The organism is Mycobacterium rhizamassiliense (assembly GCF_900157375.1).
In the GTDB taxonomy this organism is placed as follows: Bacteria; Actinomycetota; Actinomycetes; order Mycobacteriales; family Mycobacteriaceae; genus Mycobacterium; species Mycobacterium rhizamassiliense.
On the sequence record NZ_LT721901.1, the window covers coordinates 5,180,936 to 5,199,952 of the forward strand.

The 19,017-nt window shown below is 68.5% G+C and carries 3 protein-coding genes; all 3 read right to left on the minus strand.

The window, feature by feature from the left end:
- Positions 1 to 158 precede the first annotated feature (158 nt).
- Positions 159 to 7,793 (minus strand): non-ribosomal peptide synthetase, encoded by a 7,635-nt coding sequence (locus MRAB57_RS28675; protein WP_077089659.1) that lies wholly within the window; start codon positions 7,791 to 7,793, stop codon positions 159 to 161.
- Positions 7,790 to 18,022 (minus strand): non-ribosomal peptide synthetase, encoded by a 10,233-nt coding sequence (locus MRAB57_RS28680; protein ID WP_077089660.1) that lies wholly within the window; start codon positions 18,020 to 18,022, stop codon positions 7,790 to 7,792. The genes MRAB57_RS28675 and MRAB57_RS28680 overlap by 4 nt, the downstream gene beginning before the upstream one ends.
- Positions 18,023 to 18,111: 89 nt before the next feature.
- Positions 18,112 to 18,342: an MbtH family protein gene (locus tag MRAB57_RS24555; protein WP_077089661.1), complete on the minus strand. Its 231-nt coding sequence runs from the start codon at positions 18,340 to 18,342 to the stop codon at positions 18,112 to 18,114.
- Positions 18,343 to 19,017: the final 675 nt, after the last annotated feature.

Here is a 19,017-nt window from a genome sequence, read left to right on the forward strand (position 1 = left end):
TGTAACGAAATTCTTAGCGTTCGGTGAGGCGCAGCACAGACCCGTCACAACAATCACCCCGATTCGGGCAAACCTGACCGACCCCGCGCCTCCATAGTGATGACGTCGCCGCGGCGGATCCGGTTCAACGCATTGCAGAGCGGGCCATCATTCGCGCGTTACAACAGTCCGACCAATTGTAAGTCCGTGGCGTATTTGATGATCGTCGGCGGTGAGACGTGCGGGATGTCGTTGTCCGGGCCGATTTTGGCCTCCTGCACCGCGGCGCGGAAGCGGTCGGCCGACGCCAGAGCTCCGTGCACGGGCTCGATCGGCTGCAAATCCGTATGCAGCAGCAATAACAACACTTCCAGCACCGAGTTCTGCCGCTGCTTTTCCGGCAGCTCGCGTAATCCCGCTTCAAACCGCGACAACCACTCTTTGAAGTCGTCGATTCGCTCAATCGGGTAATCGGCGTCAATTATCCAATCCACAAATTCGTCAAGCCCGATGCCGTCGTCATGCGGATTCATCACGTGATACGTCTCGAATCCCTCGACCACCGCGGCACCCAGCGCGGCGATCGCCTCGGCGACAAATCGGACCGGCAATCCGTCAAAGTGCGACCGCTGCCGCTGCCCCTGAGAATCCAATTGATAGAACGACGCGGGTGCCACACCGGTGGACACCAGACTCAGTACCATGCGCGTGAACATATCCGCCACGTTGAATTGGCCGGCATAAGCGGTATCGACCAAAATCACATCGCACCGGAACACCGAGACCGGTAGCCCGCACAAATCGTGGGCCTCGCGCAGCAGGACCTCACCAGCCCATTTGCTGTTGCCGTAGCCGTTGGCCAATGTGGCGTCGATTACCCGCGTCGGGCTGACCACCCGAATATCGGCATCCTCGGTAAACGCAGCGGGGTCGACCTGTCGTCCCACGTCAGCGGTCGAAACATAGGCATACTGTTTCAGCTTGCTGGTCAGCGCCAAGCGGATTAGCTCGCCGGTTCCCACCACATTGGGCTCAAACAATTCGCTATACGGCAGCACAGCATTAACCAGGGCCGCCGAATCCACGATCAGGTCGACGGAGTCGGCCAACCGCTGCCACACCTGCTCGTCGAGGCCCAGGTTCGCGTCGCCCTTGTCACCGGCGATCACCTCCAGGTGATCGGCGGCCAACTCCCGGAAATGCCGGATCAGTTCGTCGTCACCACTGTCGAAGGTCTTGTCCAGACGTGCCCAGGCGTCCTCGTCTGACTTCGCCCGCACCAGGCAGATCAGCTTGCCGCCGCCCAGCTCCATCTGCTCGAGCCATTCCAGCACCAGGTAACGCCCGATGAAGCCGGTCGCCCCGGTCAGCAGCACCGTGCGAATCTCGCCGCTCGGGGCCGCCAGCGTGGGAGCGGTCGACAGCGTCGTCTCGTCGATGAACTTGTCCAGCGTCAGGTCGCGGGCGTGCACCTCGGTGGCGTTCGCGCCGTGCACCGCGGCGAAGTGCGCATTGCTCGCGGCCGGGTCGCTGCCATGCGTGCCGACTAGCTGGCTCAGGCTGCGCACGGTCGGCGCGTCGAACAGGCTGCGCACGCCGAGCTGGACACCAAGTGCGGTGTTGACGAAAGCGATCACCCGCATGGCCGACAGCGAGTTTCCGCCCAGGTTGAAGAAGGAGTCCTCGACCCCGACCCGCTCCATCCCCAGCACCTGGGCGTAGATGCCCGCCAGGGTCTCCTCGATCGGGCTGGCCGGAGCGACGTAGCTCTGGGCGTCCTGGTATTCCGGCGCCGGCAGGGCCCGCTTGTCGAGCTTGCCGTTGACCGTCAGAGGCAGAGCCGGCACGGCCACGATCGCGGCGGGGATCATGTAGCTCGGCAACCGATCCGCGAGCTGGCCGCGCAGTTCGGCCGGGTCCGCGCTGCCGGTGATGTAACCGACGAGGCGCTTGTCGCCCGGACGGTCCTCGCGGGCGATCACGGCCGTCTGCCCCGCGCCCTCGAGTTCGGCCAGGGCCGCTTGGATCTCGCCAAGTTCGATGCGGTGCCCGCGGATCTTGACCTGTTCGTCGGTGCGGCCGAGGTACTGCAGCTGGCCGTCCGGACGCCACCGCACCAAGTCGCCGGTGCGGTACATGCGTTCGCCGGCGCCGCCGAATGGGCAGGCCACGAACCGCGACGCCGTCAACGCCGACCGCCGTGCGTACCCGCAGCCCACGGCCCGGCCGGCGGCATACAGCTCACCGACCACCCCGGGCGCCACCGGACGCAGCCAGCCGTCCAGCACGAACAGCGCGGTGCCCGGCAGCGGCGAACCGATCGGAGGCGCACCCGAACCGGGCGTCAGCGGCGCGCTCAGCGTCACCCACATTGTGGCTTCGGTCGGGCCGTACTCGTTGATCATCACGCGGCCCGGCGCCCACCGCTCGACGATCTCGGGCGGGCAGGCCTCGCCGCCGACGAGCAGCGTCACCCCGTCCAGGCCCTCGGGCGCCAAAGCCCCTACGGCAGAAGGGGTTTGGCACAAGACATTGACCTTTTGCGCGATCAGCAGTTCGCGGAAATCCTCGGGCGAGGCGGCCACCGCCTCGGGCACCACCACCAGCCGGCCACCGCGCAGCAGCGCGGCGTAAATCTCCCAGCCGGAGATGTCGAAGCTGTACGAGTGCCACTGCGACCACACCTGCTCGTGCGCCGGGGGCAGGCCGGCGTCCAGCGTGTCGAACAGCTGGGTGACGTTGTGGTGGTAGATCGCCACACCCTTGGGCACACCCGTCGTGCCCGAGGTGTAGATGACGTACGCGATGTCGTCGGGAGCCGGTGCGGGCAGCGCCGCGGCGTCCTGTGTGCCGATGCGCGGATCGGCGATGTCGATCACCGTCACGTCGAAGGCGTTCAGCCGGGACGTCAGGGCCGCGGTGGTGATCGCGGCCACCGGCGCGGCGTCGCCGATCAGGAACTCCAGCCGGGCCTCGGGCACCGCGGGGTCGATCGGCAGGTACGCCGCCCCGGTCTTGAGGACCGACAGCATCGACAGGATCGCTTCTGCGGAGCGGGAATACAGCAGCGCCACCCGCTCCCCCGGGCCCACACCCTGGTCAACCAGCAAGTGCGCCAACCGGTTCGAGGTCTCGTCGAGTTCGCGGTAGGTCCACGACCGGTCGCCGTCGTTCAGCGCCACCGCGTCGGGGCTACGCGCCGCCTGCTCGGCGAACATCGCCGGGATCGAGGTGCGCGTCGCGTGCTGGCCCAGGATCGCCCGATTGCTCCACTCGTCGAGCTGGGCCCGCTCGCCGTCGTCCAGCAGCTCGATCGACGACAGCCGGCGGGTTGGCTCGGCCGTCATGGCGATGACGACGCGCTGCAGCCGGTCGACCAGCCCGTCGATGTCGGCCTGGGCGAACACGTCGGTGTCGTACTCGATCCGAAGGCCGAGCTCGTTGCCCGGAAGGGCCTGCACCGACAGCGGGTAGTGGTTGTACTCCCGGCTGTTGAAGCCGGTGACCGACAGCCCGCCGAGTCCGACCAGCGCGGCGGCGTCGACCGGATAGTTCTCGTACATGAAGATCGTGTCGAACAACTGGTCGTGGCCGGTGACGCGGTGAATCTCGCTGAGCGCCAAGTGTTCATGCTCGAGCGTGTCGTTGTGGTCACCCTGCAGTTGGCCCAACAGATCCGCCGTGGTGGTCGCGTCGGAGATCTTCGCGCGGACCGGCACGGTGTTCAGCAACAGCCCGACCATCGAGTCGGCGCCGGGCACGTCGGTGGGACGTCCCGAGACGACGATGCCGAACGCGACATCGCGCTGGCCGGTCAGCCCGCAGAGGAGCTGCGCCCACGCGGCCTGCAGCACGGTGTTGACCGTGGTGTGCTGTGAGCGCGCCAGCTCACCGAGCGCGCGCGTGATGTCCTCGGGCACCCGGAACGACGCGACACCGCGTTGCCCCAGCGCCAACCGCTGCGGCGGAGCCACCAGCGTGGGGGCGTCGAAGCCGGCGAACACCTCGGCCCACGCGGCTTCGGCGGCCGGGTAGTCCCGATCGGCCAGCCAGTTCACGAACCGGCGATACGACGCGGGCGCGCCCAGCCGCTGTCCGTAGTAGGTGGTGAAGATTTCCTGCAGCAGGATCGGCATCGACCAGCCGTCCAGCACGATGTGGTGGTTGGTCAGCACGAACCGGAATTGGTCGGGCGCGGTGCGAATCAGCGCGGCCCGGAACGCCGGCTGGTTGGCCAGATCGCAAACCGCGGCGCGCTCGTCCGCACACACCCGCTGGACCTGCTCTTCGAGGTCGGCGTCGCCGGTGTCCAGCTGCACGTACCGCCAGGCGATCTCGGGGTCGGCAGGCAGGACCTGGACCGGCTTGTCGAACTGGTCGTAGAAGTGGGCGACGAGGTTCGGGTGCCGGGTGACCGCCGTGTGCACCGCCTCGCGCAGCCGGTGCTCGTCCAGCTCTCCGGCCAGGCCGAGTTCCAGCTGCACCGCGTAGAGCTCGCTGAGGTCGCTGGGGTCCTGCGCGAAGCTGGCGTGGAACAGCAGCCCCTCTTGCAGCGGGGTCAGCGGCAAGACGTCCGCGATGTGGTGCTGGCGCTCAAGTTCGTCGATCTGGTGCTGAGTCAGCTGCGCGGGCACGACGTCCGACGGGGTCAACCCGCCGCCGCCGTGTCGCACGTACCTGCAGATGCCGGCCAGCGCTTCGAACCACGCCCGGCTCAGCTCGCCGACCCGGTCGTCGTCGACCGCCTTGGGCGCCCACGTCCAGTTGGCTTCCAGGTGCGGGCCGGCATCGGTGTCGAGAGTGACGGCGTTGAGGCCGACGGTGTGCATCAGTGGCATCGGCACGACCGTCGCCGCGCCGCTCGACAGGCCGTCCTCGCCGACGCGCCACAGGTCCTCGGACAGCTCGACGTTGCCGCCCATCCGGCCCAGGTAGTTGAACCCGATGACCGGCTCCGACTCGCCCAGGTCCACCTCGGGGTTCAGGTACCGCAACACCCCGTAGGTCAGCGGGTCGGGCAGGGCGCGCAGCTGCTCCTTGGCGTCCTTGACGAGCACGCCCAATGATGCTGCACCAGAGGTGATTTCGTGCCAATCCAGGCCGCCGAGGCTCAGCGCCACCGGGTACTTGGTGGTGAACCAGCCCACCGTGCGCGACAGGTCCACGTCGGCGGAGAGCTCCTCGTGGCGGCCGTGGCCTTCCACGTCCATGCCGATCGGGGCATCGGTGCCCAGCAGCTTCGCCCACGCCAGGCCGAAGGCGATCAACAGGATGTCGTTGACCCCGGCATGGAATGCCGCGGGCACCTCGCCAAGCAGCAGCCGCGTCGTCTCCACATCCAGCGACACCGTCAAGTTCCGGGCGTTGTCGTAGGTGTCCTCCGGGCCGACCGCGGGCAACGGCGCGGGCGTCGCCGCCACCTGCCGCCACGTTTCGGCGGAGGCCAGCACCGCCGCGTCGCGGGCGTGCTCGCTGAGCAGCGACGACCAGCGCCGGAAGGAGGTGCCGACCTCCGGCAGCGCTACCGGCTGTCCACTGTGGTGCTGGACCCACGCGATGTTGAGGTCCTCGATCAGCACGCGCCACGAGACTCCGTCGACCGCCAGGTGATGAACGATCAACGCCAACTGGCCAGTCGACTCGGCCCACACCGCACTGAGCATCAGCCCGGCCGCGGGGTTCAGCTTCTCCCGCGCCGCGACCAACACGTCGTCGGACAACGCATGCGCGGTCTGAACACACGCGCTCGCGTCGACGGAGCCGGGATCGGGCACGGACAGCGACCAACCCCCCGCCCCCTCGTTGTTCTCCACCCGCAGCCGCAGCATGTCGTGGCGATCCAATAAGGCCTGTAACACCGCCACCACGTCGGCCTGGGTCACCCCGGCCGGGGCGTCGACCACCACCGTCTGGTTGAACTGATCGACTTGGCCGTCAACCCCTTGCAGCCAATGGATGATCGGCGTGGCCTCGAGCGGGCCGACGCCTACGTCGACGACACCGCCGGCACCGCCGACGGTCGCGACCTGCGCCAGCCGGGCCACGGTCTGCTCGACGAATACGTCGCGCGGGCGGCACAACACACCGGCGGCCCGCGCCCGCGCGGCGACCTGCATCGACAGAATGCTGTCGCCACCCAGGTCGAAGAACGACTCGTCCACCCCGACCCGCTCCAGGCCCAGCACCTGGGCGTAAATGTCGGCGAGGATCTCTTCGACCGCGGTGGAAGGGGCGCGGTAGCGGTCCACATCCTGGTATTCCGGCGCGGGTAGCGCGCGCTTGTCGAGCTTGCCGTTGGGCGTCAACGGGAGCGCCTCGAGCACCACGATCGCGACCGGAACCATGTACGCCGGCAACCGCTCGGTCAGCTGCGCGCGCAGCTCGGCGGGATCTGCGGTGCCGGTGATGTAGCCGACCAGCCGCTTGTCCCCGGGACGGTCCTCGCGCGCGACCACGACCGCGGACTCCACATCGGCCAAACCGGCCAGCGCGGAACGGATTTCGCCGAGTTCGATGCGGTAGCCGCGGATCTTGACCTGCTCGTCAGCGCGGCCGAGGTATTCCAGCTGCCCGTCGGCGGCCCACCGCACCAAGTCTCCGGTGCGATACATCCGCGTTCCGGATCCACCGAACGGGCACGCGACGAAGCGCGCTGCGGTCAGCCCGGCCCGACCGAGGTAACCGACCCCCACACCGGTGCCCGCCACGTACAGCTCGCCGACCACACCGGCCGACACTCGGCGCAGACCCGCGTCGAGCACGAACAACGCCGCTCCGGACACCGGCGCCCCGATCGGCACCGCCCCGGAGCCCGCCTCCAGCGGCGCACTCAGCGTGGCGTACACGGTGGTCTCGGTAGGCCCGTAGCCGTTGATCATCACGCGGCCGGGCGCCCATTGGTCCACCACCTCGGCGGGGCAGGCCTCGCCCGCCACGATCAGCGCGGCGGATTCCAGCCCCTCCTGTACCAAAGCCGCTACCGCAGTGGGTGTTTGGCTCAACACGCTGACCTGCTTGGCGACCAGCAGCGCATGGAAGTCGTCCGGCGAGGCCGTCACCGACTCGGGCACCACCACCAGCTCACCGCCACCCAGCAGCGGGCCCCACATCTCCCACACCGAGTAGTCGAACGCCAGCGAGTGGCACTGCGTCCACACACCGGTGCGGTCCAGGCCGTCGTCCAACGACTCGAACAGCCGGGTCACGTTGTGATGAGTGACAGCAACACCTTTGGGGACGCCGGTCGTTCCCGAGGTGTAGATGATGTGGGCAAGGTTTTCCGGAGCGGGCAGCGACAGCGCCGTGCTGGGCTGCGTTTCGAGGCGCGCATCGTCGACCTCGAGGACGGTGAGGTCGAAGCCGTCCAACCGCGACCGCAGGCCCGCGGTGGTGACAACGGCGATCGGGCCCGCGTCTTCGATGATGAACTTCAGCCTGGCCTCGGGCACCACCGGGTCGATGGGCAGATAGGCCGCCCCGGCCTTGAGCACCGCCAGGATCGCCACGATCGCCTCGGCCGAACGCGAAAAGAGCAGCGCCACATACTGTCCGGGCCCCACGCCTTGGCTAGCGAGCAAGTGCGCCAGCCGGTTGGTGGCCTCGTCGAGATCGCGGTAGGTCCACGACTGCTCGCCGCAACTCAGCGCCAGCGCGTCGGGCACCCGGTTTACCTGCTCGGCGAAGGCGGCCGGAATGGAGACCGGCGTGGTGCGACGGGTCAGTACGCCGCGGTTGCCCCAGTCATCGAGCCCAGCATGCTCATCCTCATCGAGCAGATCAAGAGAAAGGAGCCGACGTGTTGGGTCGGCACTCATGAGCCCTGCCCTGAAGCGGTCATGGCCACCAGTACACGCTGGAGCCGTTGGATGAGTTTCTCGATGCGGGCGGTGTTGAACAGCTCGGTGTCGTATTCGACGCGCAGACCGATCTCATGCCCCGGCACGGCCTGCACCGTCAGCGGGTAGTGGTTGTATTCGCGGCTCGTGTAGTCGGCCACGGCCAGCCCGTTGGTGCCCACCAGCGCGCTGGTGTCGATCGGGTAGTTCTCGTAGACGAACAGCGTGTCGAACAGCTGGTCGTGGCCGGTGACGCGGTGAATGTCGCTGAGCGCCAGGTGCTGGTGCTCGAGGGTGTCGTTGTAGGCGCCCTGCAGCTGCTCGAGCAGATCACCAATGGTGGTCGACGCGGTGATGCTCGCGCGCACCGGCACGGTGTTGATCAACAACCCGACCATCGAGTCCGCCCCGGCGACTTCGGTGGGCCGGCCCGACACCGCCGTGCCGAACGCAACGTCACTGCGACCGGTCAGCCAGACCAGCAGCTGAGCCCATGCGGCCTGCAGCACGGTGTTGACCGTGGTGTGGCAGGACCGGGCCAGCTCGCCCAGCGCCGCGGTGGTCTCGGCGGGGACGGTGAACGAGGCAACGTCGCGGCGCCCCAACCGTTCCCGACCGGCCTCGGCCACCAGCGCCGGGCTGTCGAAGCCGGCGAACACCTCGGTCCATGCGACCTCGGCGGCGGCCTTGTCCCGCTCGGACAACCAACTGACGTAGCGGCGGTAGGACGTGGCGGCAGGCAGCTGCTGGCCGTAGTAGCCGGCGAAGATCTCCTGCAGCAGAATCGGTTTCGACCAGCCGTCCATCACGATGTGGTGGTTGGTCAGCACGAACCGGTACCGGTCCTCGCCGGTGCGCAACAGCGCCGCCCGGAAGGCCGGCTGGTTCGCCAGGTCGCAGATCGCCGCCCGCTCGGCCGCGCACACCCGGTCGACCTGCGCCTCGACGTTGTCGCCATCGAGTTCGAGGTATTCCCAAGCGATTTCGGGGTTGGCCGGGATGATCTGCACGGGCTCGTCGTAGTGGTCGCTGAAGCGGGCCACCAGGTGCGGATGCCGTTGCACGACCGCCTGCACCGATTCGCGCAACTTGTCGGCGTCCAGCGGTCCGGTCAGCGTGATGTCCAGCTGCACGGCGTAGAGGTCACCGAGGTCGTCGCCACTGCCATGCGTGAGGCTGGTGTGGAAGAACAGACCCTGCTGCAGCGCGGTCAGCGGCAGCACATCGGCCAGCTCGTGCTCGCGCTCGAGCTCGTCGATCTGGTTCTGGCTCAAGCGCGCCGGAGCAAGATCCGAGGGGGTCAATCCCCCGCCGCCGCCGCGCACGTAGGCGCAGATCCCGGCCAGCGCCTCGAACCACAGCCGGTTCAATTCGCCGATCTGGCCCTCGCCGACCGCGGAAGCGGCCCAGGTCCAGTTGGCCTGCAGCTGCGGGCCCGCCTCGGCGTCGAGGGTGACCGCGTTGAGCTCAAGGCTGTGAGCGAGCGGCAGCGGAACGACGGTGGCCGCGCCGCGGGTCAGACCTTCGGTGCCCAGCCGCCACAGCTGATCGGACAGCTCCGCGGTGCCGCCCATGCGGCCCAGGTAGTTGAACCCGATCACCGGGTCGGCGCCGGACAGCTCGACGTCGGCGTTCAGGTAGCGCAGCAGCCCGTAGGACAGCGGGTTGGGCAGCGCCCGCAGCTGCTCCTTGGCGTCCTTCACCAGCGCACCCAACGGCGTTGCGCCGGAAGCGATCTGGGACCAGTCCAGCCCGCCAACGCTCAAGGCCACCGGGTACTTGGTGGTGAACCAGCCGACCGTGCGCGACAGGTCCACGTCGCCGGAGAGCTCTTCGTGGCGGCCGTGGCCCTCGACGTCGATGCCGATCGGGGCCTTCGTCCCCAGCAGCTTCGAGCAGGCCATGCCGAAGGCGATCAGCAGGATGTCGTTGACCCCGGCGTGGAACGCCGCGGGCACCTCACCGAGCAGCGACCGCGTCGTCTCGGCGTCCAGCGACACCGACATGGTCTGCGCGTTGGCGTAGGTGTCCTCGGCGCCCGCCGCGGGCAGGGCCGCGGGGGTGGCGGCGACCTTCCGCCAGGCCTCGGCCTGGTCGATGACCGCAGGACGGTGTGCGTGCTCGTTGAGCATCGCCGACCAGCGGGCGAATGACGTTCCCCCGGTGGGCAATTCGATGGCCTGCTCGCTGTGGTGCTGGGCCCAGGCGATGTTGAGGTCCTCGAGCAGCACCCGCCAGGACACGCCATCGACGGCCAGGTGATGAATGATCAGCGCCAACTGGCTGGTGGACTCGGCCCACACCGCGCTCAGCATCAGCCCCGCCGACGGGTCCAGCTTCTCGCGGCCCGCCACCAGCGCCTCGTCGGTCAGCTCGTGCACCGACTGCACGCACATGCCGGCGTCCACCGAGCCGGGCTCCGGCACGGACAGCGACCAATCCTCGTCGACGCGCAGCCGCAGCATCGCGTGGCGATCCAGCAGCGCCTGCAGCACCGCCACCACGTCGGCCTCGCTCACCCCGGCCGGGGCGTCGACCACGACCGTTTGGTTGAACTGGTCGACGGGTCCGTCGACGCTGCGCAGCCAGTGCATGATCGGCGTGGTCACCACCGGGCCGAGGCCCTCGTCGGCCAGCAGGTCCTCGGCGCTGGCGACCGTGGCCACCGTGGCCAGCCGGGCCACCGTCTGCTCCACGAAAATGTCACGCGGACGGCACAACACACCCGCGGCCCGCGCCCGCGCCGCGACCTGCATCGACAAAATGCTGTCGCCACCCAGGTCGAAGAACGAATCGTCGACGCTTACCCGCTCCAGGCCCAGCACCTGCGCGTAAATGCCGGCGAGGATCTCCTCCACCGCGGTGACGGGAGCCCGGTAGCCGCTGCTGCCATCGAGGTATCCCGGGGCCGGCAGCGCGCGGATGTCCAACTTGCCGTTGACCGTCAGCGGCAGGACCTCCACCGCGACTACCGCGGCGGGCACCATGTAGACCGGCAGTCGCTCGGCCAGTGCGCTTCGCGCCGCAGCCGGGTCCGCGGAACCGGTCACGTAACCCACCAGGCGCTTGTCGCCGGGGCGATCTTCGCGGGCGATCACCACCGCCTGCTCGACGCCATCGAGGTCGGCCAACGCGGCACGAACCTCGCCGAGCTCGATGCGGTGACCGCGGATCTTGACCTGCTCGTCGGCGCGGCCGACGTAGCGCAGCTGGCCGTCGGTGCCCCAGCGCACCAGGTCGCCGGTGCGATACATCCGCTCCCCGGGCTCGCCGAACGGGCAGGCCACGAATCGGGTCGACGACAGGTCGGGCCGGCCGATGTAGCCGGCCGCCAGACCCGCACCGGCGACGTACAGCTCGCCGACGACACCGGACGCCACGGGTCGCAGCCATCCGTCGAGGACAAAGAAGCCGAGGTGATCCAGCGGCACCCCGATGGGGCTGACTGTGCTGTCGACGTCGGCGTCGACGATCTCGCGGTACGACGCGTGCACCGTGGTCTCGGTGATGCCGTACATGTTGATCAGTCGCGGCGGCCCCGGGTGGTTGCGCAGCCACGTCGAAAGCCGTTGCGGCTCAAGGGCTTCTCCACCGAACACCACCGTCTGCAGCTTGAGCTGGTGACCCAACTCCGAGGAGAGCGCGTCGGCGGTCTGCAACGCGTAGAACGCCGAAGGCGTCTGGCTCAGCACACCGACATGCTCGGCCGCCAACAGTGCGTGCAGGTCTTCGGGCGAGCGAACCACCGCGTCGGGCACGACGACCACCCGGCCGCCACCGAGCAGCGCGCCGAAGATCTCCCACACCGAGAAGTCGAAGGCCAGCGAGTGGCACTGCGACCAGACCTGCCCCAGCTCCAACTCGGCGTCCAGCGCCTCGAGCAATCGGATCACGTTACGGTGAGTGACCGCAACACCTTTCGGAGTACCGGTCGTGCCCGAGGTGTAAATGATGTACGCGATGTCGTCGGCCGTCGGGGTCTGCAAGCGGGTGTCCGGCTGATCGGCGAGGCCGTGGTCATTGACGTCGATGATCGCCAGGTCGTAGCCGTCGAAGCGCGAGCGCAGATCGGCGGTGGTCACCGCGGCGATCGGCGCGGCATCGCCGAGCACGAACTGCGTCCGCGACACCGGATGCGCGGGGTCCATCGGCAGATAGGCCGCCCCCGTCTTGAGCACCGCCATGATCGACACGATCGCCTCGGTCGACCGCGGCAGCAGCAACGCCACCCGCTCACCAGGGCCAGCGCCCTGGGCAGCCAGCTTGTGCGCCAACCGATTCGAGGCCTCGTCCAGCTCGCGGTAGCTCATCGAGCGACCCTGGAAGGTCAGCGCGCCCGCCCCGGGGATCCGGGCGACCTGACCCGCGAACAGCACGGGGATCGACACCGGCCTGCCCGCCGGCTGGGCCAGCACCGAGCGGTTACCCCAGCCGTCGAGCCGGGCGTGCTCGCCCTCGTCGAGCAGATCGATCGACGACAGCCGGCGCTGCGGGTCCGTGGTCATCACGGCCAGCACGCGCTGCAGGCGCTCGATGAGGGCCTCGATACCGGCCACGTCGAAGATCTCGGTGTCGAACTCGACGCGCAGACCCAGCTCCTGGCCGGGGTGCGCCACCATCGTCAGCGGGTAGTGGTTGTATTCGCGGCTGCTGAATTCGGTGATCGACAGCCCGTTGATGTCACCCAGCGCCGACGCGTCCACCGGGTAGTTCTCGTAGACGAACAGGGTGTCGAAAACCTGGTCCAGGCCGGTGATGCGGTGGATGTCGCGCAGCGCCAGGTGCTGGTGCTCGACGGTTTCGTTGTACGCCGTCTGCAGCTGCTCGAGCAGCTCGACGGTGGTGGCGGCCGCGGCGAGGTTGGCCCGCACCGGAACCGTGTTGATCAACAACCCGACCATCGACTCGGCACCGACCATGTCGGTCGGCCGACCAGAAACCGCGGCGCCGAACGCCACGTCGCGCTGGCCGGTCAGGCCGCACAGCAGCTGGGCCCACGCGGCCTGCAGCACGGTGTTGATCGTGGTGCGCTGCGCACGAGCCAGCTCGCCCAGGGCCGCCGTCGTCTCGGCGGGCACCGTAAACGAGCTCACACCGCGCTGTCCCAGACCCATTCGGCCCGGGTCGCCGACCAGGGTGGGGGTGTCGAACCCGGCCAGGACCTGACCCCAAACCGCTTCTGCGGCAGCGTGATCGCGATCGGCCAGCCAGGTCACGAAGCGGCGATACGGCACCGGCGCGCCCAGGTGGTGTCCGTAGTAGCCGGCGAAGATCTCCTGCAGCAGGATCGGCATCGACCAACCGTCGAGCACGATGTGGTGGAAGGTCAGCACAAACCGGTGCTCGTCCTCGCCGGTGCGCAGCAAGGCGCCCCGGAACACCGGCTGACCGATGACGTCGCAGACGGCCGCGCGCTCGGCCGCGCAGATCCGGTCGGCCTGCTCGCCGATGTCGCTGCCGTCGAGCTCGGTGTACTGCCATGCCATGACCGGGTCGGCCGGGATGACCTGCACCGGCTCGTCGAACTGGTCGCAGAAGCGCGCCGCCAGGTGCGGGTGCCGGCGGACCACCGACTGCACCGACTCACGCAACAGCTGCGGGTCGAGCCCGCCGGCCACCGCGATGTCCAGCTGCATCGAGTAGAGCTCGCCCAGGGCGTTGCGGTCGTCGCTGGCGCTGGTGTGGAAGAACAGGCCCTGCTGCAGCGGGGTCAGCGGCAGCACATCGGCGATCTGGTACTGCTGGCGCAGCTGGTCGATCTGGTCTTGGCTCAACCGGGCCGGCGCAAGGTCGGACGGGGTCAGGCCGCCGCCGCCGCTGCGCACGTGCGTGCAGATGCCGGCCAGCGCCTCAAACCAGTAGCGGCTGAGCCGGTCGATCTGTGCGTCGTCGATCGCCGACGGCGCCCAGGTCCAGTTGGCCTGCAGGTGCGGGCCCGCATCGGTGTCCAGGGTGGCGGCGTTGACTTCCACGGTGTGCATCAGCGGCATGGCCACGACGGTGGCCGCCCCGCTGAACAGTCCGTCGGGACCGACGCGCCAGAACTGGTCGGACAGCTCCGCGGCGCCACCCATCCGGCCCAGGTAGTTGAACCCGATCACCGGGTCGGCCGCGGACAGGTCGACCTCGGGGTTCAGGTAGCGCAGCAGGCCGTAGGTCAGCGGGTCGGGCAGGGCGCGCAGCTGCTCCTTGGCGGCCTTGACCAGGCCGCCCAGCGCCGCTCCACCCGAAGCGACCTGCGTCCAGTCCAGCTCGCCGACGGTCAGCGCCACCGGGTATTTGGTGGTGAACCAGCCCACCGTGCGCGACAGGTCCACGTCGCCGGAGAGCTCTTCGTGGCGGCCGTGACCCTCCACGTCGATGCCGATCGGGCCGTCGGTGCCGAGCAGCTTCGCCCAGGCCAGGCCGAAGGCGATCAGCAGGATGTCGTTGACCCCGGCGTGGAACGCCGCGGGCGCCTCGCCGAGGAGCAGCCGCGTCGTCTCGACGTCGAGCGACACCGACAGGTTGCGGGCGGTGGCGTACGTGTCGTCGGGACCCACCGCGGCCAGGGCCGCCGGCGTGGCCGCCACCTGTCGCCAGGTGTCCGCCTCGTCGACGACGTCGGGGCGGTGCGCGTACTCACCCAACAGCGACGACCAGCGGGCGAACGACGTGCCGCCGGTCGGCAGCGCCACCGGCTGGCCGCTGTGGTGCTGAGCCCAGGCGATATTGAGGTCTTCGAGCAGCACCCGCCACGAGACTCCGTCGACGGCCAGGTGATGAATGATCAGCGCCAGCTGATGCGTCGACTCGGCCCACACCGCGCTCAACATCACGCCGCCGGCCGGATTCAGCGTCTTCCGGGCCGCGACCAGCACCTCGTCGGACAGGTCGTCCGCCGTCTGCACGCAGGAAGCGGCGTCCAGCGAGCCGGGCTCGGGAACGTTCAGCGACCAGCCGCCGGCCCCGTCGTCCTCGACGCGCAGCCGCAGCATCGCGTGGCGATCCACCAGGCCTTGCAGCACCGCAACGACGTCGGCCTTCGTGACAGCGGCCGGGGCGTCCACGACAACCGTCTGGTTGAACTGCTCGACCGGACCCTCGACGCTGCGCAGCCAGCGCATGATCGGGGTGGCCTCAACCGGGCCCGACCCCTCGTCGACCAGTGCGTCGGCGCCGGTCGCAACCGTGGCCACCTCCGCAAGCCGTGCCACCGTCTGCTCGACGAAGATGTCGCGCGGCCGGCACAGCACACCGGCGGCCCGCGCCCGCGCGGCGACCTGCATCGACAAGATGCTGTCGCCACCCAGATCGAAAAACGGCTCGTCGACACCGACGCGCTCGAGCCCCAACACCTGGGCGTAGATGTCGGCGAGAATCTCCTCAACCGGAGTGGCCGGGGCCCGGTAGCGATCCACGTCCTGGTATTCCGGCGCCGGCAGCGCGCGACGGTCGAGCTTGCCGTTGACCGTCAACGGCAGCGTCTCCAAGACCACGATCGCGCTCGGCACCATGTAGCCCGGCAGCCGATCGGTCAGCGCGGCACGCGCCGCGCCCGGGTCGGCGGTTCCGGTGATGTAGCCGACCAGCCGCTTGTCGCCGGGACGGTCCTCGCGTGCGATCACCGCCGCCTGCTCAACGCCATCCAGCCCGGCCAACGCGGCCTGCACTTCGCCGAGTTCGATGCGGTAGCCGCGGATCTTGACCTGCTCGTCAGCGCGGCCCAGGTAGCGCAGCTGGCCGTCGGTACCCCAGCGCACCAGGTCACCTGTGCGATACATCCGGTCCCCGGACTCGGAGAACGGGCAAGCCATGAACCGTGACGCCGTCAGGCCCGAACGCCGGATGTATCCGGTACCGACGCCGCGGCCCGCGACGTAGAGCTCGCCGACCACGCCGGCGGGCACCGGGCGCAGCCACGCGTCCAGCACGAACAGCGCCGCACCCGGCACTGGCGCTCCGATGGGCACCGCCCCGGATCCGGACTCCAACGGCGTGCTCATGGCCGCGTACACCGTGGTCTCGGTCGGGCCGTAGGCGTTGATCATCACCCGGCCCGGCGACCAGCGGTCCACCACTTCGGTCGGGCAGGCCTCGCCGGCCACCATCAGCGCCGTCGACTCCAGGCCCTGCGGCGACAACGCGCCGACCGCGGACGGGGTCTGACCCAGCACACTGACCTGTTCGTTGACCAGCAGAGCGTGCAAGTCGTCCGGCGAGCTGGCCACCGACTCCGGCACGACGACCAGGCGTCCGCCGTGCAGCAGCGCGCTCCAGATTTCCCACACCGAGACGTCGAAGCTGTACGAGTGCCACTGCGACCACACCTGCTCGGGTGGCAGCGCGTCCACCGACTTCACCAACTGGGTGACGTTGTGGTGGGTGACCGCGACGCCCTTGGGAACACCGGTGGTGCCCGAGGTGTAGATGATGTGCGCGATGTCGTCGGGGGCCGGGAACGGCAGCGACGTCGCCGGCTGGTCCGCGACGGCGGGGTCGTTGATGTCGATGACGGCCAGCTCGCAGCCCTCGAACCGGTCGGCCAACGCCGCGGTGGTCAACGCGGCCGCCGGGGCGGCATCGGCGACCATGAACTGCAACCGCGCGGCGGGCAGGCTCGGGTCGATGGGCAGGTACGCCGCACCGGTCTTGAGCACAGCCAGGATCGCCACGATCGCGTCGGCCGAACGCGGCGACAGCAGCGCCACGCAGCCGCCGGGGCCCACGCCCTGGCCGATCAGCATGTGCGCCAACCGGTTCGACGCCTCGTCCAGCTCGCGGTAGGTCAGCGACTGATCGCCGCAACCGAGAGCCACCGACTCGGCGACCCGCTCAACCTGCTCGGCCCACAGCGCCGGGATCGACGTCGACTCGGCAGGCTGCGTCAAAACGACGCGGTTGCCGATTTCGTCCAGGCCGGCCTGCTCACCGGCGTCGAGCAGGTCGATGGACGACAACCGCCGCGTTGGGTCGGCGACCATCGCCGCCAACACCTGCTCCAGGCGCCGCACGAGTTCGGCGACCTCGAAGTTCGACAGCGGACCGCCGGCACCGGCAGTGCTCAGGAACAGCTCGTCGCCGTCGCTGGAGAAGATCAGGCCGAAGCCGCCCACCTGACCGGAGTTGGTGTACGACGCCGTCGCGGTCGCGCCGCCGAAGGGCAGGCTGAAGCCCGCGGGAATGAAGTTCAGGTTCGTCCGCTCGGCCAGCCGGCCCGATCCGCGCGCCTTGCGCTCCAGCGCGTGCACCGGAAAGCGCTGATGGGTTACCGCATCCTTGATGCGGGTGTTGACGTGCGCGCACAGCTCGGCGACGGTGGCGCCGGGTGCGACGCTGATGACCAGCGGCACCACGCCGGCCACCATGCCGGGCAGGGTCTTGGCCTCGGGGCTGACCCGGCGGTTGACCGGGAAGTCGAACACCACTTCGGAGCCTTCGCCACACCAGCCGCGAACCAGCAACGCGCTGGCCGCGGTGATCACCGCGGTCCGGGGAACGTCCCAGTTGCGGGCCAGCTCTTCGACCCGGCTCACCAGGGCGGGGTCGAGCTGCACCGGCGCCGACGGCCAGGGGTCACGCTCGGTGTCCTCTTCAATGCCGTAGTCAGTGGGGGTCTCGGCGGGCAGATTCTGCGACCAGTACGCCTCGTCCTCGCGGTAGTCCTCCGAGGATTCGTAGGCCAATTCGCCGTCGACCAAGTCCTGCAACGACCCGAACAAACCGCTGGGCAACGGCGCGCCAGACACAATCGCCGAATACACCGACGCAATGCGCTGCCCCACCAACACCACACCGGTGCCGTCAATGGCGATGTGGTGCGCGCACGCCAGCAGATAAAACTCATCGCGCTTCGTCTTGAATAACGCGAACTTGAACAAAGGACCGGTCAACGGCATCGGGGTGCGCTGAATCGACAACGCCGTCTCGCGCGCTTCCCGCACCGGGTCTTCAGAGCCCGTTAAATCGTGGAAATCCAGTTCAACGTCCGGGTAGTCGACCGCCCGCTGAAAAACGCGGCCATCGACTTCAAAAAAGGCGGCGCGGGCGGGCTCGGCCTCTTGAACCACTCGCCGGATCGCCCACTCCAGCGAACCCCGCTGGACCACGCCATCAATCCGGACGAAAAGCCCAAGCTGCCACTCAGTTGAAGTCAGCCCGGTTTCCTGCGCGAGCCAAATGTCTAACTGACCGCGCGTTAGCGGAAACGCAAGGTCGTCGATTTCCATCGGGTTCCCCCACAGCCCCTCCGCTGTCGGATCGTCAACGTCGACCCGACTCCCCCAGAGACCTACTGGTCCTCCCATACCCAGCTGACTCACTTATCGAAACCCCGGGCCGCAGCTAGCCTTTCGCGCAGACTCTTCGGGCGGATATCGCTCCAGTTCTGTTCGACGTAATCGAGACATCCGCCGCGGTCCGCTTCCCCAAAAACCACACTCCAGCCAGCCGGAACATCGGCAAACGCCGGCCACAGACTGTGCTGCTCTTCGTCGTTGATCAAGACGAAAAAGCTGCCATTGTCGTCGTCGAACGGATTGATGCTCACAGTTCTCCAGGACGTCTAGTCGAGATGAGTGGAACCGTCTCAAAACGATACTGGAGGTCAACAGGCTGGTCCGGCGTTTGAACAAACTTCCTGGTGTGACCTATTTAGCACCCCCGGCGCCGCCCGCAAATCCATCGGCAACGCAGTAGTTCAATGGTACCGGCGCCTGCCAGCGACCTGCAGCGACGGGACGCAATTGTGGCGCTTCCCACATGCTTTGCCGACGGCGTTCCAAGTCGGGTACCCGCGACCCCCACCAGGGAAAACACCGGTTGTCAGGCAGCCGGTCCCGACGGCCCGGCTACCCACCGTCCACGTCGGGCCAGGTCGCGCCTCAGTCCATGGGCCCCCCGCCGCTGCCCGGCGCGGGAAAACCGGTGTGCGCCAACGCAAAATGACATAGCTGCACCTCGGAGGTCGCAACGCCCCCGCCGTGTTCGTGCGGGTTTCGCCTAGTCGCGGCATCTTTACGCACACACCGTGCATAAAGATGCCGGAACTCATCGGCAAACCACAGATACGGCGGCGTGGGGCGTGGTTTACTCTTCTCCGATCCCAGCCGCGCTCGCCGAGCGCTGCGCGTTTGAGGTGCTCGTCGACAGCAGGCCTGCGACGTGCGCCACATTCGATGTAACGTCACAGTGTCGCGGCCGATTGTCTAGTTGCATGGTCGAA